The following is a 22,359-nucleotide window of genomic DNA, read 5'->3' as shown; positions in this document are numbered from 1 at the left end:
CGGTTTCTCCCTTAGTGTTGAGTAGCAGCATTGCTGCTTGGGGTGGATTCAGCGGCTGTTGCTGTGGCCGGAGCTCCGGGACGGATCTTTTGCAAACCTTCCACTATTAAGCGATCGCCGGCATTCAGGCCTGAGGTCACCAGCCATTCATGGCCTATGCTGCGTTCTGTGCTCAACACACGTGGCTCCACAATACCTTCCTGATTCAGCACCATGGCCGTTGCCTGGCCTTTGGCATTGCGGCTGACACCCCGTTGTGGGGCCAGAATGACATTGTTTTTTACGCCCTCAGGCACAGTGGCCCGCACATACATACCAGGCAACAGCAGTTTCTCCGGATTGGGGAACAGGGCTCTTAAGGTGACAGAGCCGGTGTCCGGGTTCACAGTGACTTCCGAGAACTGCAGGCTGCCTTTATGGGCGTAGGTGGTACCATCTTCCAGCGTCAGTTCGACCACGGCTTCCGCAGTGCCCAGCTCGCCTGATGCCAGTGCTTTTTTCAGTTGCAGCAGCTCAGTGCTGGACTGGGTTAAATCGACATAAATCGGGTCCAGGCTGGTCACTGTGGCTAAGGCTTCTTCCTGATTGGCGCTGACCAGAGCACCGGCTGTCACGCTGGATTTACTGATCTGACCGGCAATAGGGGCCTTCACCTGGCTGTAATTCAGATTGATTTGTGCCGTTTTAATTTGCGCCTGAGCCGTCAGCAGGTCTGCTCGCGCCTGTTTGTAGGCGGCTTCGGCTTCATCCAGTTCCTGCTGGCTGATGGCTTTGATTTTAATCAGCTCACGGTAACGTCTGGCTTTGGCTTCAGTGCTGGCTATCGCAGCCACAGCGCGCGCTTCTGCGGCTTTGGCGCTGGCCAGTGCAGCTTCAAAAGGCGCAGGGTCAATCTGGTACAACGCCTGGCCTGCCTTCACTTCGGCGCCTTCAGTGAATTGGCGGCTTTCAATAATACCGCTGACCTGAGGACGGATTTGCGCCATCTGATAAGCGCTGGTGCGGCCCGGCAGTTCACGGCTCAGTGTCAGGGTCTGGGCTTTCAGTTCAATCACACCTACAGCGGGTGCTTGTTGGCCTGCTGCTGCGCTTTGGTCAGCCTGACCACAGCCGGCCAGTAACAGAGTGCCCGCCAGGGCTGAACATAAATACAAAGTGATGCGGTTAGGCTGCATGAGTAAATCTCCATTTAGAGTGAACGTTCATTCTAAACTTTTTGATCGGTCATTTCCAGCTCATTTTGTCGCCAAAAATCTGGGTTTGGTCTGATGGGTGCAAACCGAATCAACGTTTTGTTGTGCTGGATCAAAACTAAATACAGATGCTGTTTGTACACTTGCGACCAGATTTCATCTGGAGTACGAACGTGACTGAGCTGCTGTGGTCGCCTGATTTAGTGCAGAAATACAATGTGCATGGGCCTCGTTATACCTCTTATCCAACGGCTTTATCTTTGCAGCCGGGTTTTCCGGTGTCTGCGGTTCAGGCTGCTTTGGCACAAGGGCCCGAAGCACTGAGCCTGTACCTGCATATCCCATTTTGTCAGCAGCTTTGTTATTACTGTGGCTGCACCAAAGAGGTGACCCGGCATTCGTTGAAAGCAGACCGCTACCTGGATGCACTGGAACAGGAGGTGGCGCTTTATCAGCCTCTGTTGCGTGACAAGCGCTTCAATGCGGTGCATTTAGGGGGCGGTACACCAACCTTTTTAACAGAAGACCAGCTGAGCCGGCTGGTTGGCTTATTACGCGGCTCCTTGCCAGTACAGCAGGACGCCGACTGGTCGGTCGAAATTGACCCGCGCAGCTGTGACAGGGTCAAGCTGGCGCATTTACACCAGTTGGGCTTTCGCCGGGTCAGCTTTGGTGTGCAGGACTTTAACGCTGAGGTACAGCAGGCCATTAACAGGGTTCAGCCTTATGACATGGTCGAAGCGCTGGTGCGTCAGGCGCAGCAGCTGGGGGTTGAGTCGGTCAACCTGGACCTGGTGTATGGCTTGCCGCTGCAGCAGGCTGAAAGCTTTGCCAGCACCCTGCAGCAGGTCATTGCACTGAACCCGGATCGGGTGTCACTGTTCAGTTATGCCCATCTGCCTACCCGCTTTGCAGCCCAGCGCAAAATCCCGACACAGAGTCTGCCTCAGGCTGACGAAAAACTCGCCTTGTTAGAGCTGGCCATTGAGCGCCTGACTCAGGCCGGTTATCAGGCCATTGGGATGGATCATTTTGCCAAAGCTTCGGACCCACTGGCACAGGCGCAGCAACAGGGCCGCCTGCAGCGTAACTTTCAGGGCTATACCACGCAGGGACAGGATGCCTTGCTGGGACTTGGCATGTCATCCATCAGCCAGGTCGGCGGTGTCATGTGGCAAAACCATAAAGAACTGCAAGCCTACCAGACGTTGCTGGCACAGGGGGCCTGGCCAGTGGAACGTGGGTACAGCTCCACCGGCGACGACAAAATCCGCGCCGCTTTAATCAGCCAGCTGATGTGCCACTTCCAGCTGGATATTCCGGCATTTTCAGCCAGGTGGCAGCTCAGCGATTTCTGGGACTATTTTGCACAAAGCCGCAGCCAGCTGCAGCCGTTGATTGCGGATGGCCTGGTCAGAGTAACGCCGGAGCGGATTGAAGTGACAGCGCTGGGCCGGTTGCTGGTGCGGCTGGTCTGCGCCTGTTTTGACCGCTACCTGCAATTGGCGGTGCAAACCAGCTACTCCAAAGTGGTGTAAGCATTCGTGAGTCTGGCGGGGGCTTTCGGGTCCGCCGCCTTTTTATTTTTGAGGTCCTTGTGAACACTGAATTATTGGCGCCAGCTGGCAGTTTAAAAGCCATGCGGCTGGCTTTTGCTTATGGTGCTGATGCGGTTTACGCCGGTCAGCCGCGTTTCAGTCTGCGTGTGCGCAATAACGAATTTGACTTACCCCGCTTAAAGCAAGGCATAGACGAAGCGCATCAGCAGGGGAAAAAGTTTTATCTGGTGGTCAATATAGCGCCGCATAACAGCAAACTGAGCCGTTTTGTTGAGGAGATGGCTCCGGCCGTGGCGCTGGGGCCTGACGCGCTTATTGTTTCCGACCCCGGCGTGTTGTATTTGCTGCGTGAGCATTTTCCTCAGGTGCCACTGCATTTGTCAGTACAGGCCAATACAGTGAATTGGGCGGCGGTGAAATTCTGGCAGCAGCTGGGCATTGAACGCGTCATTTTGTCGCGTGAGCTGGCGCTGGACGAAATTGCCGAAATCCGCCGCCAGGTACCGGCAATGGAGCTGGAAGTCTTTGTGCATGGTGCCTTGTGTATGGCCTACTCTGGCCGTTGCCTGCTGTCAGGGTATTTCAATAAACGTGACCCAAACCAGGGCGCCTGCACCAACGCCTGTCGCTGGAGTTATCAGCTGCATCAGGCCACCGAAGATGCAGTCGGCCAGTTTGTGCCTGTCTCTGCGCCAGTGTTGCTGGAAGAGCAGGGCCGCCCCGGCGAACTGATGAGCATGGAAGAAGACGAGCATGGCAGTTATATCCTGAACTCCAAAGATTTAAGAGCGGTGGAGTTTGTACCTGACTTGCTGACCATGGGCGTGCACTCGCTGAAAATTGAAGGCCGGACTAAATCGCCTTATTACGTGGCAAGAACCACTCAGGTGTATCGACGCGCCATTGACGATGCTGCAGCGGGCAAAGGCTTTGACCCGGCGTTGCTGCAGGAACTTGAAGGCATGGCCAATCGCGGTTTTACCGCCGGTTTTCTGCAGCGCCATCAGCCACAACAGCTGCAAAATTACCAGACCAGCCACAGCGAGGGGCAACAGGTGCTGGTGGGCGAATTTACGGGCGGTATTGACCGCATGGGCCGGGCAGAGCTGGAGGTGAAAAACCGCTTTGCGGTAACAGACGCCTTACTGCTGATGCATCCCTCAGGTAACCAATGGCTGACGGCAGTGGATCTGCGGGATGCCCAAGGCCAGGCTGTGCTGGTGGCCCCGGGTTCTGGTTACACCCTGTATCTCGCGTTGCCTGACGGCCTGGAGCCTCAGCATGCCATGTTAATCCGCCAGAGCCGGAATGTACCGCACTGTGAGGAGGCCTCATGTCGTTGCGGATAGACGCCAGCTGCATCAACTGTGATATGTGTGCCCCTGAATGCCCGAATCAGGCGATTGCCTATGATGGCAGGCAGTACCAGATAGACGGCAACCTTTGCACTGAATGTGCTGGTTTTTACGACCAGCCTGCCTGTGTGGAGGTCTGTCCGCTGGACTGCATTGAGACGTTGCCATCTGTCTGAAAATACTGACTATCTTTTGCAATCTTCACTGACTATAGTTTGAAACAAATGGCGTAAACAACAAGGAGTCAGGCATGCAGGATCCCTTTATGCAGGCAGCAATAGCGCAGGCCAGAAAAAGTCTGGCAGAAGGAGGCATCCCTATTGGATCTGTGCTGGTGATCGACGGTCAGATCGTCGGGCAAGGGCACAATCAAAGGGTGCAGAAGGGGAGTTGCGTCTTGCATGCCGAAATGGACTGCCTGGAAAATGCCGGCCGGCTGAAAGCCAGCGATTATCGTAAAGCCACGCTGTATTCCACCTTGTCCCCCTGTGATATGTGCAGTGGCACTGTGCTGCTCTATGGCATTGGTAAAGTGGTGGTGGGGGAAAACCAGACGTTCCAGGGCCCTGAGGCCTACCTGCAGAGCCGCGGTGTGCAGTTGGTGGTGCAGCAGGATCAACAATGCATCGGGCTGATGCAGGATTTTATCCGACAACAGCCAGAGCTGTGGAATGAGGATATTGGTGAATAGTTCAGGCTGGTTTTACGGGGGAGTGCTGGCGGCTGCTGGCGTTGCTCTGGCGGTGTTGCTGCTCTGGTATATCGGCAGGATCAACAGCAGGTTGCAGGCGGCTCTGCGTCAGGAGCGTCAGGCCAGCCTGTTGCAGCAGCACCGCAGCCGGGTACTCAGCCTGCTGGTTGAGCAAGTCCCTCTGCAGCAGCTGCTGGATGCGTTGGTGGAAGGCGCTGAGCAGCTGGATCCGACAGCGACCTGCACCGTATTGCTGCTGGATGAGCAGGGCAAACTGCATGTGGCTTCGGCGCATGGAATGCCGGAGTCTTACAATCAGGCGATCGAAGGTATTCAGGCCGGATATGGCGTGGGTTCCTGCGGCACTGCAGCGGCGACAGGGCAACGGATCATTGTGACTGATGTCAGCACGGATCCACTCTGGGCACCTTACCAGGCCCTGGTTGAGTTGGCAGGGATAGGGGCCTGCTGGTCTGAGCCTATCAAAGATAAGTCCGGCAAAGTACTGGGTACTTTCGCGATTTACCACAAGAGCATCTCCACGCCTTCGGCGCAGGATATTCAGCTGATTGAAGAAAGTGCTGCGCTGGCCGAGATTGCGATTGAACACAGTAAATCATTACAGCTGTTAAAACGCAGTGAAGAGCGTCACCGCTTGCTGGCCGACAACGCCACAGACCTGATTTGGACCATGGATAAAAAAGGCTTGCTGACCTACATCAGCCCATCGGCCAGCAAGCTGACCGGCTTTAGCCGTGCAGAGCTCAAAGCAGCGGGTCTGAGACAGCTGTTAAGCCCGGCCTCTTATCGCAAAGTGTTGCTCCAGTGGCGTCACGCAACAAAAGAAATGGATGGGCAGTCTGCATATCCTGAGTTCGTCGCCGAACTGGAGCTCATCTGCAAAGGCAAAAAAACGCTCTGGCTGGAAGTAAAAACCAGTGGTATGTATGACGAGAGCGGTCGCTTTATCGGTATTCTGGGCGTAGGCCGGGATTTAACCGAACGGCACAAAATTGAACAACAAATGCGTTATATGGCTCAACACGACAGCCTGACCGGTTTACCAAACCGGGCCTTGTTTGCGGACCGTTTTGCGACTGCACTGCATTACGCTCATCGTCACCAGAAAGGTCTGGCTTTGTTGCTGTTGGATCTGAACCGTTTTAAACCTGTGAACGACAGCTACGGTCATGCGGTCGGGGATTTGTTACTGCAGCAGGTGGCACAGCGGTTATTGCAGTCCGTTCGCAGTTCAGACACTGTGGCCCGGATTGGTGGTGATGAATTTGTTGTTCTGCTTCATCAGGTGGAGACGGACATCGAGGTGCAGGCGGTTGCAGAGAAAATCCGCCAGCAGCTGCAGTTGGATTTTGTGCTGAATGAAGTTCGGGTGCAGATCAGCTGTTCTGTGGGGACGGCACACTATCCACATGACGGCCTGACCGATCTGGAACTGATGAAAGTGGCTGACCAACGGATGTACGAGCACAAATACCAAAGCTGTTCACTCTGACTCTGGCTGATGTTCACCCCGTAGTTCCTTCAGCCAGCCTGGTGCCTGCTGTGCCTTGTCAAAGTTAAAACGGCCAGTGTTCAGCACTTTATCCAGTGGCACTTCGCCCATGCGCGCACAAAGTTGCTCCGCGTCAGGGTTCAGGCTGCGCAAAATGGCCTGCAGTTCAGCCAGTTCGTCGGCGCTGACTAAATCGGTTTTGCTCAGCACCAGCAGATCACAGAACTCCACCTGTTCTACCAGCAGGTCCGCTACGCTGCGTTCGTCTTCGTCACCCAGGTGCTGCTGTGTGTCCTGCAGCGCTTTGGCCTCACGGTAATCACGCAGAAAGTTCACCGCATCGACCACTGTGACCATGCTGTCAAGCCTGGCAATCTGCTGCAATGATGAGCCATCTTCCAGTTCAAAGGTAAAGGTTTCGGCAATAGGCAAAGGCTCCGAGATCCCTGTGGTTTCGATCACCGGATAATCAAAAGGCTGTGCTGCGGCCAGTTGGCTGGTTTACTGCAACCAATCTTCTCTGAGGGTACAGCAAATTCAGCCACTACTGAGTTCGACCCGCTTTTCTTCTGCACGGCGCAGGTTCGCTTCGTTTTCTACTATGGCGGCATCAATAGTGAGTCCGCTTCTATCAGTGACAATCACGACCAGGTTCAGGCCCTGACGGTTTTGCAGAATATGCCGTAATAAGGTGGTTTTACCGGCGCCAAGAAAACCGGATAACACTGTGACAGGCAAAAGACGTGGCATTCGAATGCTCCTTTGAATAATGAGGCAACAGCTGTTGTTGCGTTCAATCCGAGTGATTGAGCTCCTGACCCAACATCTGCAATAAGGTGCCGGCGACAGGACACCAGACGGCCAGCTCTTCAGGGCTAAACCAAGCAGCAAGGCGTCATCTGACAAAGCCGGAACATCAGGTTGCAACTAAGTCGTTCGTTCCGACCATCCTCCAGCGTAAAGCGATGAATTGTTATAGTATAACGTGAGAAAATGTTATAGTATCACGGCATTGTTTTTGTGACACTATCACAGAATCTGATTTCACTTTAAAGGTCAAACTGCGGGATTAAAAAGCGTGATGAGAAAACAACATAAGCTGGCTCTGGCTGTTGCCGCTCTGTGCTGCAATGTGGCTGCGGCGCAGCAGGTGACGGGTAAAATTGTTGATGAACAGGGCCAGCCTGTGGCCAATGCGCAGGTCAGTCTGGCGGGTTCCAACACTGACTTCAAAACAGCGGCAGACGGCAGTTTTTCACTGCAGCTGAATCGCTTTGGTGTGATTGAGCTGCATGCGGAAGCAGAGCAGTTTGTGCATAAAAACTGGCGTTTGGATGTACCAGCCGAAGGATTGAATGGCCTGGTGCTGACCCTGCCTGCGACAGCGCTGGAAGTGATTGATATCAAAGCCAGTCCTTTCCACGCATCGGTGGTTGAATCCGCCATGCCGGTCACTGTGTTATCCGGTGAAAAACTGAAAATGAACCAGGCGGCGACGTTGGGCGACACCCTGAAAAATGAAGTGGGTGTGCACAGCAATTTTTATGGTTCTGTCGCCAGCAGCCCTATTATCCGTGGCCTGGACGGCCCTCGTGTGCTGATCACCCAGAATGGCCTGGATGCCGGTGATGCGTCCCGCGTTGGCCCCGATCACAGTGTGTCGGCCGAAGCCAGTACCGCTGAACAAATTGAAGTGCTGCGTGGCCCAGCCACCTTGTTTTATGGCAGTGGCGCTATAGGCGGAGTGGTGAATGTGGTGGACCAGCGTATCCCAACCACGGATGAAACCAAAGCCAGTTATCTGCTGCAACGCGAATCGGTCAATAACGAAAAACTGGTCTCTGCCGCCGGTCAGTCGGCTGTCGGTGCTGTAGCCTTTTATGCAGACGCCTTCTGGCGCGAAAATGACAGTTACAAAATTCCGGGCACAGCAGAAGTGAGCCCGGAAGCAGGGGAAGAGCAGACAGGCCGGGTGGAAAACACGCAGGGCGAAGCGCAAGGGTACACGCTTGGCAGCAGCTACCTGCTGGACAATGGCTATGTCGGCTTGTCTTTTGGCCGCTTAGAGCGTCAGTACGGTATCCCAGGCCATCACCACGGGGAAGAAGGTGATGAGGCGGAAGAGGACGAATCAGCGGAAGCGGTTTACGCCGATATGACACAGAACCGGGTACAGCTGCTCAGTGAACTGCATTTTGACCACAGCTGGATCAGCGGCTTGAACAGCCGTATTGGCTACACCGACTACCAGCACGCTGAAATTGAGGGCGACACAGTTGGCACCACCTTCAAAAACCAAAGTGAAGAAGCCCGCTTTGAACTGCTGCACCGCGAATGGCTGAACTGGAAAGGTGGCCTCAGCCTGCATTACAAACACAGTGATTTCGAAGCTGTAGGTGAAGAAGCTTTTACCCCGCCTTCAGAGTCACAAAGCCTGGCGCTGGGCTGGATTGAAGAGCGGCATTTTGGCGCTGTATTACTGCAGTTGGGGGCCCGGGTTGAACAGGTGAAAATTTCAGCCTCAGATGTACTGTTGCCGCCTTTATCGGCCCACAGCCATGAGGGCGACGACCACGGGTATGGTGGCAATGCCATTCGGGTGTTTGACGCTGAACACAAATTTGAACCTTCCAGTTTGTCTGCCGGTTTAGTCTGGGATTTTACCGACGGCTATAACCTGGGGGTTTCGTTGTCACATTCAGAGCGGGCGCCTTCGGCGGCTGAGTTGTTATCTTTTGGTCCGCATATTGGGACTCAATCCTATGAAGTGGGGGCGCTTTTTATCCGTAACCCGGATGCAGAAGGTGAAGCCGCCTTTGTGCTGAACCCCAACCCCATTGAAGTGGAAACGGCCAATAACCTGGATTTGACCTTGCGTAAGATCAGTGGTGACTTTGGTTTTGTGCTCAATGCTTTCTACAACCAGGTGGACAACTACTACTACCAGGCCAATACAGGTCTGTTTGCTGAAAGTGGCCATTCACATGAGCATGAAGGCGAAGAGCACGAAGAACATAACGATGAGCTGCCGGTTTATCTGTTTCAGCCAGCCGATGCGCTTTTGCATGGTTTCGAAGCCCAGCTGGTCTGGAAGCTGGCTCCACAGTGGACCTGGACCAACCAGGCTGACTATATCCGTGCCCGCTTAAAAGAGGGGGGGGATTTACCCCGCACGCCACCACTGCGTTTCAGCACAGAACTGGCGTATCAGGGCCAATGGTTCTCGTCTGATGTCCGTCTGACCCATTACGGTAAACAAGACAAGCTGGAAGCGCTGGAAACTGCCAGCGCCAGTTACACAGTGCTGGACGCCAACCTGAATTATTACTTCGACTGGGCTGGCCAGGACATGGCCTTTTATGTCAAAGGCAGCAACCTGACCGACCGCGAAGCGCGGGTGCACAGCTCGTTCCTGAAAGACCTGGCGCCTTTACCAGGCCGTTCCATTGGTGTCGGTATTCGCGGCGAATTTTAACTTTTCTGGCTGCAGTGCCTTGTGCACTTGTTCCTGGCGGTGCTGCAGCTTTTTTTACACGGAGTTTTTTTATGTTGAAAACCAAACCTCACTTACTGGCTGTGCTGATGTCTGCGGCTTTGTTGGCTGCCTGTGGCGACAGCACCACCCAGATTGTGGAAAAAGAGCCGATCCCGGTCGAAGACGACCATGATCATGACGAAGAAAGCGGTGTTGGCCGTCTGGCTATTTCTGATAAAGACAGTCCGGTGCTGCGGCTTTATGGCCTGGAAGACAAAGAACTGGTGGAGCAGTTTGATCTGCTGGCCAGCCCGGAGTATCTGTATGCGTCGCCGACCTTCCGCTATGCGCTGGCGGTACACCGCACTTCAGACAAGGTGCAGTTTATTGATGGTGGCGTTTATGCCGAAGATCACGGCGACCATCAGCATGGCTACGAAGAAGAGCCCAGCTTACTGAGTTTTCAATTGAGTGGTGTGCGGCCGACTCATGTGCAAACCAACAGCAGCCAGGTAGCTATTTTTAACGACGGGCTGGCAGCCAGCAACTTACCAGCTTCAGCTGTGGTACTGACTGACGAGCAAATTGGTCAAGCGGCAACCGATTACCCTGTACTGCAGCTAAGTACTTATCAGCATGGCGCAGCACAGGCCCGTGGTGATTACTTGCTGGCCACGCTGCGTGATGCCGGAGCCACCGGCACCCTGCCAGATAAAGTGGGCTTGTTCCATGCACATGGCGACCATTACCATGATGAAGAGGTGTTTGCCGACAGCTGCCCTTCGTTGCATGGCAGCGCGCAGACAGAAGACTGGATAGCTTTTGGTTGCAGTGATGGTGTGCTGCTGATAGAGCAGGACGGTGACAGCTTCAGCAGTAAAAAACTGGCCAATACCGCCGATTTTACCGGCACCATGCGGATCGGCACTCTGGAAGCTCACCCGGCGGTGGAACACTTTGTCGGTATTGCCGGTACCAGCCTGTTTGCGGTGGATGCTGAACATGAACAGCTGGATAAAATTGACTGGCCTATCACCACAGGAGCCACTATTGCAGGTTATGGTTTTTCTGCCTCAGGTGACCACTTTGTGCTGCTCGATTCTGCCGGTTACCTGAGTATTCTGCACTACAAGGGCCACGAGGCTGAACCGGCTTTTAGCCTGGCCAGTAAAATTCAGGTGGCCACTAACCTGAGCGCGATGCCCACAGGTTCTGCATTGCAGTTGAGTTTATCAGCCGGTGCTGAGCAGGCTTTTGTGCTGAACCCGGCCAGCAAAACCCTGCAAACTGTCGAACTGGAAAGTGCGCAAATCAGCACCACACTGGAGTTGGATTACACCCCACATAAACTGGTGTGGTTAGGTGTGGCGGGGGAAACCGAAGAACACAGCCACTAAGGCTGTGCTGAAACGAACAAAAAGCGGCTGTCAGGCCGCTTTTTGTTGTTGGATAAACCAAGCGATCAACCCAAAGTGCAGCGCCAGTGCCAAGTGGAATAAGCCCATAGCGAGATCGGCGTCATTCAGCAAAGCACACAGCGGCACCAGGCCCAGTGCCAGCAAGGCAGCTATTATGCTGGCTTTAGGGGCGCAACATTGGATCAGCCGCAGCAGCGCCAGTACTAACGCCAGATCCGTCAGCATGGCCGGTGCGCCCAGCACAGGGCTGCAACCCAACAGGCCAAACAATAAGGCCAACCAGCGGCCTGACGGGCTCCACAGCCATAGCACTGCACAGAGATACAGCGGCATCGCTACTGTTTTAGACCAGTAAGAGGCCCAGTCATGCCAGGCAATTACAGCGTTGTCCCCCAGATAACGGCCGGCCCCCATACTGGCGGTCACGGCAATAAAACCTAAGGCCACACCGAATACCAAGACTGCGGCTTTGGGGGCTGTCGCGTGCCGGTTTAAGCTGTAAATAGCCCAAAATAACGCGGCGATCAGGCAGAGCTCGCCGGCAAAAGCCAGAATCATCATTGCTTTGCTCCAGAAAAGGACCAAACAAAAACCCCGGCGCAGCCAGGCTGATCACCGGGGTTGGTTCGGTCAGGCTTAGAAGGTCATACCAAACTCAAAGCCGTACATCCGTGGCAGGCCCGGAGTGGCGATAGGCGAACCTACCGCCATGGCCTGACCGCCGGTCTGGATAATGTATTCTTTATCCAGCGCGTTATGCACATAAAACGACAGAGAGAAGGGGTGGTTGTCGCTGTGCCAGCTTAAACGCCCGTCCAGCAGGCCATAGCCTTTAATGGAGTTCAATTCATCGTCGTTCAGACCAGTGACACTGCCTTGTTCAAAAGGCAATACCGCCAGTTCAGGCCCGTCGACGCCCTGGGTGCGGTCGCCTGTGTAGGCGTAACTTAAGTGCAGGTTAAACTGACCACTCAGGCCGCTGAAATAATAATCCAGCCAGACACTGGCCTGATCTTCCGGCATACCTGAAATAGCCTGGCCCACTTTGCTGCCTGAGTTTTCCCAGGCAAAGTACTGCCATTTGGTGTATTCAGTTTCCACATGACCATAGTTGGCGGTCAGGCGCAGATCCGGCGTGGCCTGCCAAATCACTTCGGCTTCATAGCCATTGCCTTCCGCATCGACGTTACGCAGGTTGTAAGTCGGGACGCCGCCCGGTGGGCCCACCAGTTCCAGTTGCTGCAGGTTGGTGTAGTCGTATTGGTACAACGACAGGTTGACCCGCAGACGGTTGTCCAGCCAGCTGGATTTCATACCAATTTCGGTGTTTTCAACCGTTTCTTCTTTGACCGCAGGGGCTTCACCCAGGGTATTAAAGCCGCCAGCTTTAAAGCCTTCCGCATACGAAATGTAGGTCATCAGCTCTGGTGTCCACTGGTAATCCAGCACGGCACGTGGCGTGAACTTAGACCAATCCGCTTCCTGAGTGGCGCTTTGTGGAATAAAAGCCACTGCCAGCGGCACTTCGCCTACCCCACCAAAAGGCACGGTAAAGAAGTTTTGTGGCTCGCTGTGCAGGTAAAAATCTTTTACGTCATAGGTCAGACGGCCACCCAGCGTCAGGTCCAGTTTGTCGGTCAGCGCATAAGTGCCGTCGAAATAGATGGCCACACTTTCGGTCACGCCATTGTTGTCAAACTGTTCCATATGCTGACCCAAGACTTTGGTCAGGTTGGCGTTGATCAGGGTGTTGGCCACCGAGGCCTGGGCCTGGGCAAAGGTCAGGCCCTGCATCATCAGACGGCCAATTTCGCTGGCAACGGCCTGCTGAGCTTTGGCGGTGCCCATGGTCATATAAGCACCGGCCACCCCAGTGCCCATCGGCAGCACAATACGTGGGTCCAGCCCCATCTGCACCACGGCTAAACTGTCGAAGGTCAGGGTATTAAAGGTGGCCTGAGTGGTCTGGTCTATGTCTTCTTTGTACCAGTTGGTGCCAAAGGTCCATTTAAAGTTTTCCGTGTTCTGGCTTAAACGGAATTCCTGGCTGTACTGGCTCTGGTCTTCAATCAGGTTACTGACAAAATAAGCGCTGGCGTAGGCTGAACCGTCATCTTCCATCGCATTACCGCGGTCAAACTGACGGTAAGCCGTGATGGAGGTGAAGCTCATCTCATCCCCCAGATCGTAATTCAGTTCAGCTGACAGGCCACCTGCTTCACGGGTTTCTTTGCCTTCGAAGTCGTATTCAATAGGGCCAAAGGGGTCACCGCTGCCAAAGGTGGTGTTTAAGGTCACGGCAGGGCGTGCCTGCTGATCGATATCGGAATAATCGGCACGCAGTACCAGTTCAGCCCGCTCCCAGGCCCATTCCAACGACCCACGCACCGCCCAGTCATTCTGATTGCCGTATTTTTCGTCGCTGTCTTTCACATCCAGATAACCGTCGCGTTTATTGCGGTTCAGGCTGATGCGGCCGTTCAGATTGTCGCCAAGCGCCGCAGTGCCAGAGAACTCCATTTTATTTTTACCATGGCTGCCCAAGGTGGCTTTAAACTGGCCTTCCGGGTCAGCACTGGCGGCTTTGGTGATGATATGAATGGCGCCGGCGGCCGAGTTACGGCCAAACAGGGTGCCTTGAGGGCCTTTTAATACTTCCACCCGCTCCACATCGTTGAAGTTCAGGTTGGAGGTACCACGACGGCCGACATAAACGCCGTCAATATAGACAGCCACGGCGGCGTCCAGGCCTATGCCAAAATCGTTGGTGGAAATGCCGCGGATATTAAAACTGGTTTGGGTGGCTGTGGCGTTGTTGGTTTCCAGGCCCGGTGTGATCAGGCCCAGATCGTTGATATTTTTCAGGCCCATTTTATCAATGGTGTCGGCGCTGAACGCCGTGATGGCAATCGGCACTTCCTGCATATTCTCAGCACGTTTTTGTGCTGTCACTTCAATCACTTCAATACCTTCATCGGTCTGTTGTGCCTGCACCAGGCCGCTGGCGAGCGCCAGGCTGACGGCCAGGCATACTGGCGTCCGTGCTTTACTGCTGTTGTGACTCATAGTCTCCCCTGTCGTGTTGTTGTTTTAATGTTGCGACCTTTTGGCCTCTGGCCGTCACCAGCAGCAGGCTGGCAAGCAGCAGCCATAACAGCAGGTAAGGCGCAGACGCCGGGCCTAAATACTGGTAATACAAAGCGGCCAGGAGCAGGTTTTTCGCTGCTTCCAGCCAGAGCCAATAGGGCCGCTGCTGCTGGTAATAGCCCTGGCAGAATAAGGTAAATACCAAAAGCGCCGCCCCCTGCAAAATGCCGCTGTGCGCCATATTGGCTGAGGCCAGAATAAACTGCAGCACCAAGGCTATCAGCGTCAGGTGCTGAAAGGCGACGTACAGCTTTTGTAAGCTGGTTAGCGGGCTGTCAAATTTCACTTGCTGGTAAGGGTCGAATCTTTTGTTCGGGTAAGCTTTACGCACATCGGCCGGACGCCAGCCGGTTTTTTTAAACCAGACTTTGACTTTGTCGGACCATTTTTCGGTGCGCCAGCTGTCTTTGGCCAAGGCCCAATACACATCCAGATTGGCCCAGACCGGGTTCCAGCTGGCCAGCGGTTTGGTGACGCCAAAGATCACCGGTTCTTCGCTCAGTTCAGGTTGAAAGGTGCCAAAGAGCCGGTCCCAGACAATAAAAACGCCACCATGGTTTTTATTCATATAAATAGGGTTTTGTGCATGATGCACGCGGTGGTTACTGGGGGTTACAAAAATGGCCTCATACCAGGCCGGCATTTGGTTGATATGACGGGTATGCACCCAGAACTGGTAAATCAGGTTCAGCGAACCCACAGTCACCAGCACATAAGGTTCAATGCCAATCAGTGCCAGCGGCAGATAAAACAAAAAGCCCAAAAAGGTGCCGCTGCTTTGCCGCAAGGCGGTACTCAGGTTGTATTCTTCGCTTTGGTGATGCACCACATGACCGGCCCAGAACAGATTAATTTCATGGCTGATCCGGTGAAACCAGTAGTAGCAGAAGTCGTAAGCGACAAAAGCAAAAGGCCAAATCCACCAGCTGTCACGGCCCAGGTTCCATAAGGCAATATGCTCAAACACCAGCAGGTAAGCACTGAACTGCACTGTTTTTTGGGCAATGCCAGTCACCTGGCTCATCATGCCGAGGTTCAGTGAATTAATGGCGTCGTTAAATCGATAGGTGTGCCGTTGATAGCGCCAGTCCAGATAAATCTCCAGCATTATCAACAACAAAAAAGCGGGTATAGCGTAAATGACAAAATTCATAGGCGTTATTGTTATCAGAATTCAGCCAACTGTTCAGACCAGACTAGCAGAGCTGTTGCTATTGTCTATAGCTTTTTTTGTTGGCGAAGAGTTGTTGCCTGTTCAGTGCTTTTTCCTGTCAAATGACCCCAGATTGACCGAAAAAAAGCTATCAAACTATGAAATTTGTAACATTTATTTTAGTGGCTTTACTAGTTGTGTTTACATTTTGTATGGCCGCTGTGCCGGTGCTGCTGGGCTTTGCCCCCTGGCATCTGGGCCACGCGCTGCAGGTATCCACTCATATGAGTGCCAAGCTGGCCTGTTCGGCCCGTTACATTTCCGGCTATTCGCCTGAACGTATTGTGGAGGATTTAGCCTCTTATTCACCGGTGAACCGGCAGGTGAATTTGCAGTATCGGGAGGCTGAGCGCACTGTGCAGGCCGATTTATTTGGCCTGGCTGGCGTGACCGCGAAATACTACCCAGCCACCGGCTGTGCTTTGCAGTTGCTTGATGCCGAACCTTTGGCCGGGCTGACGGCGCCTGTGTTGCCTGCACAAGCTGAGCTGGACTGGCCGGCTGGTGAGAGGCTGAGTTCTGTTCAGCCACAATTGCAGCAACAACTGGATCAGATGCTGGCACAAGACAACCAACAAGGCCTGGAAACCCGGGCATTGCTGGTGGTTAAAAATGGTCAACTGCTGGCCGAAAGTTATGCTGATGGGGTGACTGCCCAAACGCCATTATTGGGCTGGTCTATGGCGAAAAGTGTCACCGCTATGTTGCTGGGGCGTCTGATACAACAAGGGCAGCTGCAGCTTGACGACCAGGCGTTATTTGCGGCCTGGGCCCAGGACCAGCGCTTTGGCATCCGGCTTCAGCAACTGCTGCAAATGAGTTCAGGCCTGGGTTTTGATGAAACCTATGCGCCGGGCAGTGACGCCACCCATATGCTATTTACCGCTGCCAGCGCTGCCGATGTAGCACTGCAGAGCCCTTTGTTGTTGCCGCCAGGTCAGCAGTTTTCGTATTCGTCCGGCACCACCAACCTGCTGAGCCGCTTATTGTCAGACCGCATTCCCGGTGGTCCGCAGGCCACAGTGGATTTTGCCAACCAGCAACTTTTTGCGCCTTTGGGTATGCAGCATTTTCTGTTTGAAATGGACCCCTCCGGTGATTTTGTTGGCAGCTCTTACCTCTATGCCTCGGCGCGTGACTGGGCCCGGCTGGGTCTGTTAATGCTGCAACAAGGGCAGTTTAATGGCCAGCAACTGCTGGATGCAAAGTGGGTGCAGCAGGCGACGGCGCCCAATTCCAGTGACAACGAAAAAGCCTATGGCTTCCAGTTCTGGCTGAACAGTGGCGACGCCGCGTTGCGCTGGCCTGAGCTGCCTGCTGATGCTTATGCCATGATGGGCAACCGCCATCAGACGGTGATGATGATCCCGTCGCAAAACACAGTGCTGGTGCGGCTTGGCTGGAGTAAAACCGACTACCCTATGGCCAGCAATTTCCACCTGCTGCTCAGCCACTGAGTGCTTTTTTCCGTGCAGATGTAAAAAAAATTACGCCTGCCGGGAATAAAAACCTCTGCTGACCGTTATCGCTATGACACTAACGTCACAGGAGCAACGGTTATGAAAACTTTATCTGTTTTATCCTTCACCACAGCGGGTCTGCTGTGCAGCAGCCTGGTGCTGGCCAATCAGTTTGACGCTGCCACTTCGGCCAGCCCGTCTGGCAACAGCACCATCAGCACGACGGCCACTCCTGCTGCCAGCATGGCGCCCGGCGCTCAGGCTGGTGTAGCTGGCTCAGCACAAGGCCACCACAACACAGAACTGCAACTGAGCCCTGCTGGGGTTTCAGCCAACAGCAACTCCACAGCTGCAGCTTCTGTCAGCGTACAGAGCTCCAATCCAGCCAGCAGCGGTCAGGGCGTGACGGCGTCCAGCCAAAGCGCAACAGAAGGGCAAGTTGCAGGCTCTGGCCAGGCCTCTGTGACGACTGGCTCACCACAAAGCGGCACCGGCAGTGCAGGCGCGACTCCCAGCCAGGCACTGCAGCTGCCTGCAGTGGATGCATTGGGTGCGGCCGAAAGTACAACCTCTGCAGTGGCGCAGTCGCAGCTGGTCACAGCAAGCAACACCTTAGCTGCAGGCTTGACGGCAACGACGGCCTCCGCTGGCAACACTGCCCTCAGCAGTGCAAGTGCGGCAGCTCTGGCCACCAGCCAGGATCTGGCGTTACCACAAGCCCCGGCAGTGCCACAAACACCGACGCTGCAACCTGCAGTGACCGGTGCTGTGGCGGGCGCTGTGCAACAACAAAGCCAAACCTCAGTGCAGCAGCAACTGAACCAACAAGTCAGTCAGCAGCTGTCCTCCGCTGTGCAGCAGAGCGTGAATCAGCAGGTGATGCAGTCAGTGCAAACGAACCTGAACACCGTATTAGGTATTGGCCTGTAGTTAACATCCCCTGGTGCTGCCTAGAGCACCGATTAGTTTAAGAAGTGAGCAGCAGAGCAGCCTGAAAAAGGCTCAATCAAGGCGTAACAGCGAAGGAATAGTGGGGCTCTTTCGAGCTGTTACAACGCGGAGTGAGGGTTTTTCAGGCGCTCCCGTACGGGCGAAATCAGAATGGCCGCATGCGGTGTTAGATTTTCTCGATTTAGGCCCACTAAACCTTCAAAAATCTGCCTTGCCTGCGGCCATTCTGACTTTCGCTGCTGTCGCTTTTTTAAACTATTCGGTGCTCTAGCACCGGGGGGGAGGATCTGAGAATGAACAGCACACTGAGCGTCACCCTGCTGGCCCTTACCCTGGCCACAACGCCTGCCCTGGCGGCACAAACGAACTGGCAGGCTGAACTGAAAACGGCCCGCATTTATTCCGACAACCTGAAAGTGAAAGAGCTGGAACAAGCCTCTGGTCAGTCTGATCAAGGCTGGCAGCACAGCGCTTCGGTGTCAGCCCAGTGGCAATCGGGTGACCACCAGCTGAACTGGAACAGCCTGTTGCAGCTGCAGCGTTGGCAGCACAACCCGGAGTTTGACACCAGGTTGTGGATCCACAGCCTGGACTGGTCAACAGCATTGGCCGACTGGCGCGGCGGACTGACGCTGAATTACGCTGATGCCGATGTTGCAGCGCAGGATTTTTTACAGCTCTACCAGCCAGGGCTTTATCTGGCACGGCTCTGGCCTTCGGGCTGGTACCAGCGTGCCAGCTGGCAATGGAGCGGGAAACAGTTTGCTGCACTGGCCGACAGGGATGCCCGTCAGCATCAGCTGCGCTGGGACCAATTCTGGTTCAGCACAGATGGCCGGCAGCGAGTGCAAATGGCCGGTGCTTATCAGTGGGAGCGGGCGCACCTGGCCAATTTCAGTTATCAGGGGCCAGCGCTGGAACTGAGCTGGGCTTATACACAGGCCGAAAGCCAGCGGCAGTGGAAGGTCAAAGCCGGTTACCAGTGGCGCGATTATCAGGCTCCCTGGTCTGAGCAAGAACCGCAAGCGCGGCAGGACAGGCAAAGCTACCTGGGGCTGGGGTTGGACTGGACGCTCTGGCGCAGCCTGGCGCTGCAAAGCTCGCTGGAACAACAGTGGGTGCACTCCAGCACCGACAGCCTGAATTACCGGCAGTTGCAGCTGCAGTTAGGGCTGAGTTACAAGTTTTCCGGGTTCTAACAGCCCTGCACCAAACTGAGGGTCCGGCCCGGGTTCGCCTAAATCTGAGGCTTGCTGGCGTAAAAAGTCAGGCAGTTGTGGCTGCGGCACCCCCTGCTGCAAAGCGCAGGCGGCAAAAGCCGCCACCACAGGGCTTGCCAGCGAGGTGCCACTTTGTTGGCTTAAAGCACCGCCAGCTTTGGCTGTCCATACCTTCACACCGGGCGCAGCAAAATCTATGTAGTCGCCCTGATTGGCCCATCGATACAAGGTTCTGTGCTGATCCACTGCGGTGACCGCCAGCACCTGCGGGTAAGCTGCCGGGTACAAAGGGGCGGCGGCCGGGCCTGCATTGCCTGCTGCGGCCACCAACACCAATTTCTGACTCAGTTGTTCGACCACCTGCTGCAGTGCCGGATGGGCCGGTCCGGTCAGGCTCAGATTAATCACACTCACCTGCTGACCAGCCAGCCAGTCCAGCGCCTGCAATAAAGAATCCAAAGTGGCGCCATGCTGATAGGGGTTCTGCTGGTAAAAGGCTTCCGCCACCAGCAACTGTGCCTGCGGCAGCAACGGCTGCAGCTGCTGATAACGCCCCACCAGCACTGACACAACGGCGCTGCCATGCGCTGCGGATCCAGCCATTGTGGCCGGCAAAAAACGGCGGCTTTGAATGCGGGCAGAACTCAGGGCCGGGTGGGAGGGCTCGACCGCACTGTCGACCAGGCCCAGGCTGACCGGTGCATTGCAAACTGGCAGCCAGCTCGCGGTGCTGGTTTGGGGGCTGGGCACCGCCTCATTCGCCGCTCCCTGCTGCAACTGATAAATATAATGACGGTCCAGCTGCAGATGCAGCTCCGCGGGCAACAGCAGCCGAAGCTGCTCTGCCTGGTCTTGCTCCGTGCTCACCTGTAATGTCAACTGGTACAAATCCAAAGCAGCCAGATGCCGGACCCGGTGGGGCAAAGACAATACAGGTTTTAACGCCTGCCACTGAGTGCTGCTGAGCAGCATCAGCCACTCCCGCTCCACCGCGCGTTGACCGGGGCTTATCTGCACTTCAGTCAGGCTTTGCCGGCCAGGTATGCCCAAAGTCAGCCGCTCTGGCAGGCGGGTTAAAGGGTCCAGCTGTTGCTGCAGTTGCTGCCGTAACTGGCGCAGCTCTCTGAGTTCGGCCTGAGGCAAAGCAGCTGATTTCAATGGCTTTAGTTCAGGCCGTACTTCGGGCAGTGTCACAGGCAACTGCACTGGTAACTGGTTCAGTATAGGGCTAAGCTGGGCATGCGCTGTCACTGTGCTCAGCAGCAGTATCAGACTCAGGTAACGCATACAAGCTCCTTGGTTCTGCTTGATCATTCACAGTGTTAACGTCAGGCACAGAAAAAAATTCCGCCAGGGCTGGAATAAAATTCTGAGTGGCTCGTTTAGTTAAAAAAGGAGCCGGATATGACCAACAACCAAATAAAAGTATTATTGCCACAGTTGCGCCGTTTTGCCTACGCGCTCTGTGCCAATACGGCCGACGCCGATGATCTGGTACAGCAGTGCATCGAAAAACTCTGGCTGTCGCCGCCTGCTGCCGAAGTGCCGGTACTGGCCTGGTGTTTTCGGGTGATCCGCAATCAGTGGATCGATCAGTACAGAGCCCGTCAGCAGCAGGGGATCCAGCTGGCAGAACCTGAGCAGCTGGAACAAGTACCGGGCCAGAGCAGCGACCCGCAGCAGCAGATTGAACTGCAGCAGGTTGGCCGGGCTTTGCAGCAATTACCGCAGGAACAGCGGGAGGTGCTGGCTTTAGTGGCTGTGCAGGGCTTCAGTTATGCCGAAGCCGCCGAGATGCTGCAGGTGCCTGGTGGTACTGTGATGAGCCGGCTGGCACGGGCACGACAACAACTGGCACGCTGGTTTGCCCAGCCTTCGGAGGTGACAGAATGAGCCCCAGTAACGAACAACTCAGCGCATTTCTGGATGCAGAGCTTAGTCCGGCCGAGATGGCGCAGGTGCGTCAGGCCATTGTGGCTCAGCCGGAGCTGGCCGACCGCCTGGCTGAACTGGCGGCTGTGGACAGCAAAGTGCAGCAGTTTGCGGCCAGCATCGATGACAGCCCATTAAGTGCAGGTTTAGCTCAAAGCCTGCACAGACTTGAACAGCCTGACGTGGTGCCGCTACGGCGCAGGCCCTTACCTTGGCTGGCGGCTGCAGCCTCAGTGACTGCTGTAGCCCTGTTATTGCAATTGGGTTCCGGCGGTACTGCTTCCGATCCCTGGTCTCTGGTGCAGCAGCGCCTGGAACAGCAAGCCTCAGGCCTGCGAGTGGTGCTGGCGGACGGCAGATCGCTGGAAGTGCAGTTCAGTTTTGTTGCACAAAACGGCCAGTACTGCCGGGTTTATCGGCTGGGCAGCAACAATGAAGTACAACAACAGCTGGCCTGCCGCAGCGCTGAATGGACTTTAATGCACAGCGAAACCAGTGCAGCCGGGCAGGGCTATCAGACGGCGACTCACAGTGAAGCCCTGGATGCCCTGTTGGATCAGCAGATGGCATCTGGTGCTATGACGCTGCTGCAGGAGCAACAGCTGCTGCAAAACGGCTGGCGCCCGCAACCATGATCAGGGTGCTGTTGCTGCTGTTGGCGGTATTGCTGCAAAGCTGCAGCAGTACCAGGCCCGCGCTGCCCGCCTGGGTGCACAGCGAAGCTCTGGCTTCCAACTACCACCGACTCTATATTCACCGCCAGCTGAATGCCGGTGCCTGGACCCAAAGCAGCCTGCTGGCGGCTGCGTTGCTGACTGAACAGCAAGGTTATGACTGGTTTGTGATTGAAGCAGAGCAAAGCCAAATCAACCAGAAAGCAGCGTTATGGCAACCAGGGCCTGCCGCCGGTTGCAGCACAGCTTATTGCCTGCTCAGCGACAGCCAGGTTCAAGGCACGACTGTTCAAGCAGCCAGGCTGATCCGCCTGGACATCCGCCTCGGCACCGGCATTCAACCCGCACTGCCTCTGGCGTTTAGCGCGGCAGATCTGTTGTTTGCACAGGAAAAAGCGCAGAAAAAAATAACCACAGAGGACTAAAGGGTAGCCCCAGCTGGGTGAAACGAGCGCAGTTATAAGCATTGCTTTATGCGAGTTGAACGTGCAGCCGCTTTAGCCGCAAGTGGGGTTAGTCCGGTGAGGGTCAGCATGAAAACCTGGTTTGAAATGGTGG

At 55.1% G+C, this 22,359-nt stretch carries 17 protein-coding genes and 2 pseudogenes; 13 read left to right on the top strand and 6 right to left on the bottom strand.

What is annotated here, in order from left to right; all coding sequences use genetic code 11:
* Nucleotides 1–11 precede the first annotated feature (11 nt).
* A complete protein-coding gene (locus WKJ03_RS15180) occupies nt 12–1,175 on the bottom strand; it encodes an efflux RND transporter periplasmic adaptor subunit (RefSeq protein WP_337843078.1) in 1,164 nt (387 codons plus the stop codon).
* A gap of 191 nt (nt 1,176–1,366) precedes the next feature.
* Between WKJ03_RS15180 and hemN the strand changes: the two genes are divergently transcribed.
* The 5 genes and pseudogenes from hemN to WKJ03_RS15155 all read left to right on the top strand — a co-directional run bounded on the left by hemN (nt 1,367) and on the right by WKJ03_RS15155 (nt 6,311).
* Entirely contained in the window at nt 1,367–2,731 is a 1,365-nt protein-coding gene (gene hemN / locus WKJ03_RS15175; RefSeq protein WP_337843077.1) for an oxygen-independent coproporphyrinogen III oxidase, read from the top strand.
* 44 nt (nt 2,732–2,775) lie between these two features.
* Entirely contained in the window at nt 2,776–4,101 is a 1,326-nt protein-coding gene (gene yegQ / locus WKJ03_RS15170; RefSeq protein WP_337843144.1) for a tRNA 5-hydroxyuridine modification protein YegQ, read from the top strand.
* A pseudogene (locus WKJ03_RS15165) lies at nt 4,086–4,262 on the top strand (YfhL family 4Fe-4S dicluster ferredoxin); the annotation flags it as partial. The gene yegQ and the pseudogene WKJ03_RS15165, both read left to right, overlap by 16 nt.
* 95 nt (nt 4,263–4,357) lie before the next feature.
* Nucleotides 4,358–4,798, top strand: a complete 441-nt coding sequence (locus WKJ03_RS15160) for a nucleoside deaminase (RefSeq protein WP_337843076.1) — start codon at nt 4,358–4,360, stop codon at nt 4,796–4,798.
* The gene (locus WKJ03_RS15155) at nt 4,791–6,311 is read left to right on the top strand and encodes a diguanylate cyclase (RefSeq protein WP_337843075.1); all 1,521 of its coding nucleotides are present in this window, start codon (nt 4,791–4,793) and stop codon (nt 6,309–6,311) included. Before WKJ03_RS15160 ends, WKJ03_RS15155 begins: the two co-directional genes overlap by 8 nt.
* Here WKJ03_RS15155 and WKJ03_RS15150 read toward each other — a convergent pair.
* Nucleotides 6,303–7,061, bottom strand: a pseudogene (locus WKJ03_RS15150) (GTP-binding protein). The gene WKJ03_RS15155 and the pseudogene WKJ03_RS15150 overlap by 9 nt on opposite strands.
* A gap of 331 nt (nt 7,062–7,392) precedes the next feature.
* Between WKJ03_RS15150 and WKJ03_RS15145 the strand changes: the two are divergent.
* Nucleotides 7,393–9,786, top strand: a complete 2,394-nt coding sequence (locus tag WKJ03_RS15145; protein WP_337843074.1) for a TonB-dependent receptor — start codon at nt 7,393–7,395, stop codon at nt 9,784–9,786.
* A gap of 71 nt (nt 9,787–9,857) precedes the next feature.
* The gene (locus WKJ03_RS15140; RefSeq protein ID WP_337843073.1) at nt 9,858–11,183 is read left to right on the top strand and encodes a 5-methyltetrahydrofolate--homocysteine methyltransferase; all 1,326 of its coding nucleotides are present in this window, start codon (nt 9,858–9,860) and stop codon (nt 11,181–11,183) included.
* Nucleotides 11,184–11,213: 30 nt separating this feature from the next.
* On the opposite strand, the gene WKJ03_RS15135 is transcribed toward WKJ03_RS15140, so the two are convergent.
* From WKJ03_RS15135 to WKJ03_RS15125, 3 genes are all read right to left on the bottom strand, one after another.
* On the bottom strand, nt 11,214–11,765 hold the full coding sequence (locus WKJ03_RS15135; RefSeq protein ID WP_337843072.1) for a hypothetical protein: 552 nt from the start codon (nt 11,763–11,765) through the stop codon (nt 11,214–11,216).
* A 75-nt stretch (nt 11,766–11,840) separates the two neighbouring features.
* Nucleotides 11,841–14,270, bottom strand: a complete 2,430-nt coding sequence (locus tag WKJ03_RS15130; protein WP_337843071.1) for a TonB-dependent receptor — start codon at nt 14,268–14,270, stop codon at nt 11,841–11,843.
* Nucleotides 14,251–15,504: a sterol desaturase family protein gene (locus WKJ03_RS15125; protein ID WP_337843070.1), complete on the bottom strand. Its 1,254-nt coding sequence runs from the start codon at nt 15,502–15,504 to the stop codon at nt 14,251–14,253. Before WKJ03_RS15125 ends, WKJ03_RS15130 begins: the two co-directional genes overlap by 20 nt.
* A gap of 158 nt (nt 15,505–15,662) precedes the next feature.
* Here WKJ03_RS15125 and WKJ03_RS15120 point away from each other — a divergent pair, with 158 nt between their 5' ends.
* From WKJ03_RS15120 to WKJ03_RS15110, 3 genes are all read left to right on the top strand, one after another.
* The gene (locus WKJ03_RS15120; protein ID WP_337843069.1) at nt 15,663–17,021 is read left to right on the top strand and encodes a serine hydrolase; all 1,359 of its coding nucleotides are present in this window, start codon (nt 15,663–15,665) and stop codon (nt 17,019–17,021) included.
* A 102-nt stretch (nt 17,022–17,123) separates the two neighbouring features.
* On the top strand, nt 17,124–17,954 hold the full coding sequence (locus WKJ03_RS15115; protein ID WP_337843068.1) for a hypothetical protein: 831 nt from the start codon (nt 17,124–17,126) through the stop codon (nt 17,952–17,954).
* Between the two features lie 314 nt (nt 17,955–18,268).
* Nucleotides 18,269–19,174: a hypothetical protein gene (locus WKJ03_RS15110; RefSeq protein WP_337843067.1), complete on the top strand. Its 906-nt coding sequence runs from the start codon at nt 18,269–18,271 to the stop codon at nt 19,172–19,174.
* On the opposite strand, the gene WKJ03_RS15105 is transcribed toward WKJ03_RS15110, so the two are convergent.
* The gene (locus tag WKJ03_RS15105; protein ID WP_337843066.1) at nt 19,142–20,482 is read right to left on the bottom strand and encodes a S8 family serine peptidase; all 1,341 of its coding nucleotides are present in this window, start codon (nt 20,480–20,482) and stop codon (nt 19,142–19,144) included. The two genes, WKJ03_RS15110 and WKJ03_RS15105, sit on opposite strands and share 33 nt — an antisense overlap.
* Before the next feature lie 117 nt (nt 20,483–20,599).
* Here WKJ03_RS15105 and WKJ03_RS15100 point away from each other — a divergent pair, with 117 nt between their 5' ends.
* Genes WKJ03_RS15100 through WKJ03_RS15090 form a run of 3 tightly spaced genes read left to right on the top strand, consistent with a single transcriptional unit; the run spans nt 20,600 to nt 22,226 of the window.
* Complete coding sequence (locus WKJ03_RS15100; protein WP_337843065.1) at nt 20,600–21,088, top strand: RNA polymerase sigma factor; 489 nt, start codon at nt 20,600–20,602, stop codon at nt 21,086–21,088.
* Entirely contained in the window at nt 21,085–21,762 is a 678-nt protein-coding gene (locus tag WKJ03_RS15095) for a hypothetical protein (protein WP_337843064.1), read from the top strand. Before WKJ03_RS15100 ends, WKJ03_RS15095 begins: the two co-directional genes overlap by 4 nt.
* Nucleotides 21,759–22,226: a hypothetical protein gene (locus WKJ03_RS15090; protein ID WP_337843063.1), complete on the top strand. Its 468-nt coding sequence runs from the start codon at nt 21,759–21,761 to the stop codon at nt 22,224–22,226. The genes WKJ03_RS15095 and WKJ03_RS15090 overlap by 4 nt, the downstream gene beginning before the upstream one ends.
* Nucleotides 22,227–22,359 lie beyond the last annotated feature (133 nt).

This window comes from Rheinheimera sp., from assembly GCF_037442525.1.
GTDB lineage: Bacteria > Pseudomonadota > Gammaproteobacteria > Enterobacterales > Alteromonadaceae > Pararheinheimera.
This window is presented reverse-complemented; position numbering and strand designations above follow the sequence as displayed.

Coding starts and splice junctions, on each gene's coding strand:
- WKJ03_RS15105 (WP_337843066.1), bottom strand. CDS start 20,482: ATGCGTTACCTGAGTCTGATACTGCTGCTGAGCACAGTGACAGCGCAT.
- WKJ03_RS15125 (WP_337843070.1), bottom strand. CDS start 15,504: ATGAATTTTGTCATTTACGCTATACCCGCTTTTTTGTTGTTGATAATG.
- WKJ03_RS15115 (WP_337843068.1), top strand. CDS start 17,124: ATGAAAACTTTATCTGTTTTATCCTTCACCACAGCGGGTCTGCTGTGC.
- WKJ03_RS15135 (WP_337843072.1), bottom strand. CDS start 11,765: ATGATGATTCTGGCTTTTGCCGGCGAGCTCTGCCTGATCGCCGCGTTA.
- WKJ03_RS15120 (WP_337843069.1), top strand. CDS start 15,663: ATGAAATTTGTAACATTTATTTTAGTGGCTTTACTAGTTGTGTTTACA.
- WKJ03_RS15110 (WP_337843067.1), top strand. CDS start 18,269: ATGAACAGCACACTGAGCGTCACCCTGCTGGCCCTTACCCTGGCCACA.
- WKJ03_RS15095 (WP_337843064.1), top strand. CDS start 21,085: ATGAGCCCCAGTAACGAACAACTCAGCGCATTTCTGGATGCAGAGCTT.
- WKJ03_RS15160 (WP_337843076.1), top strand. CDS start 4,358: ATGCAGGATCCCTTTATGCAGGCAGCAATAGCGCAGGCCAGAAAAAGT.
- WKJ03_RS15145 (WP_337843074.1), top strand. CDS start 7,393: ATGAGAAAACAACATAAGCTGGCTCTGGCTGTTGCCGCTCTGTGCTGC.
- WKJ03_RS15140 (WP_337843073.1), top strand. CDS start 9,858: ATGTTGAAAACCAAACCTCACTTACTGGCTGTGCTGATGTCTGCGGCT.
- WKJ03_RS15180 (WP_337843078.1), bottom strand. CDS start 1,175: ATGCAGCCTAACCGCATCACTTTGTATTTATGTTCAGCCCTGGCGGGC.
- WKJ03_RS15100 (WP_337843065.1), top strand. CDS start 20,600: ATGACCAACAACCAAATAAAAGTATTATTGCCACAGTTGCGCCGTTTT.
- WKJ03_RS15090 (WP_337843063.1), top strand. CDS start 21,759: ATGATCAGGGTGCTGTTGCTGCTGTTGGCGGTATTGCTGCAAAGCTGC.
- WKJ03_RS15130 (WP_337843071.1), bottom strand. CDS start 14,270: ATGAGTCACAACAGCAGTAAAGCACGGACGCCAGTATGCCTGGCCGTC.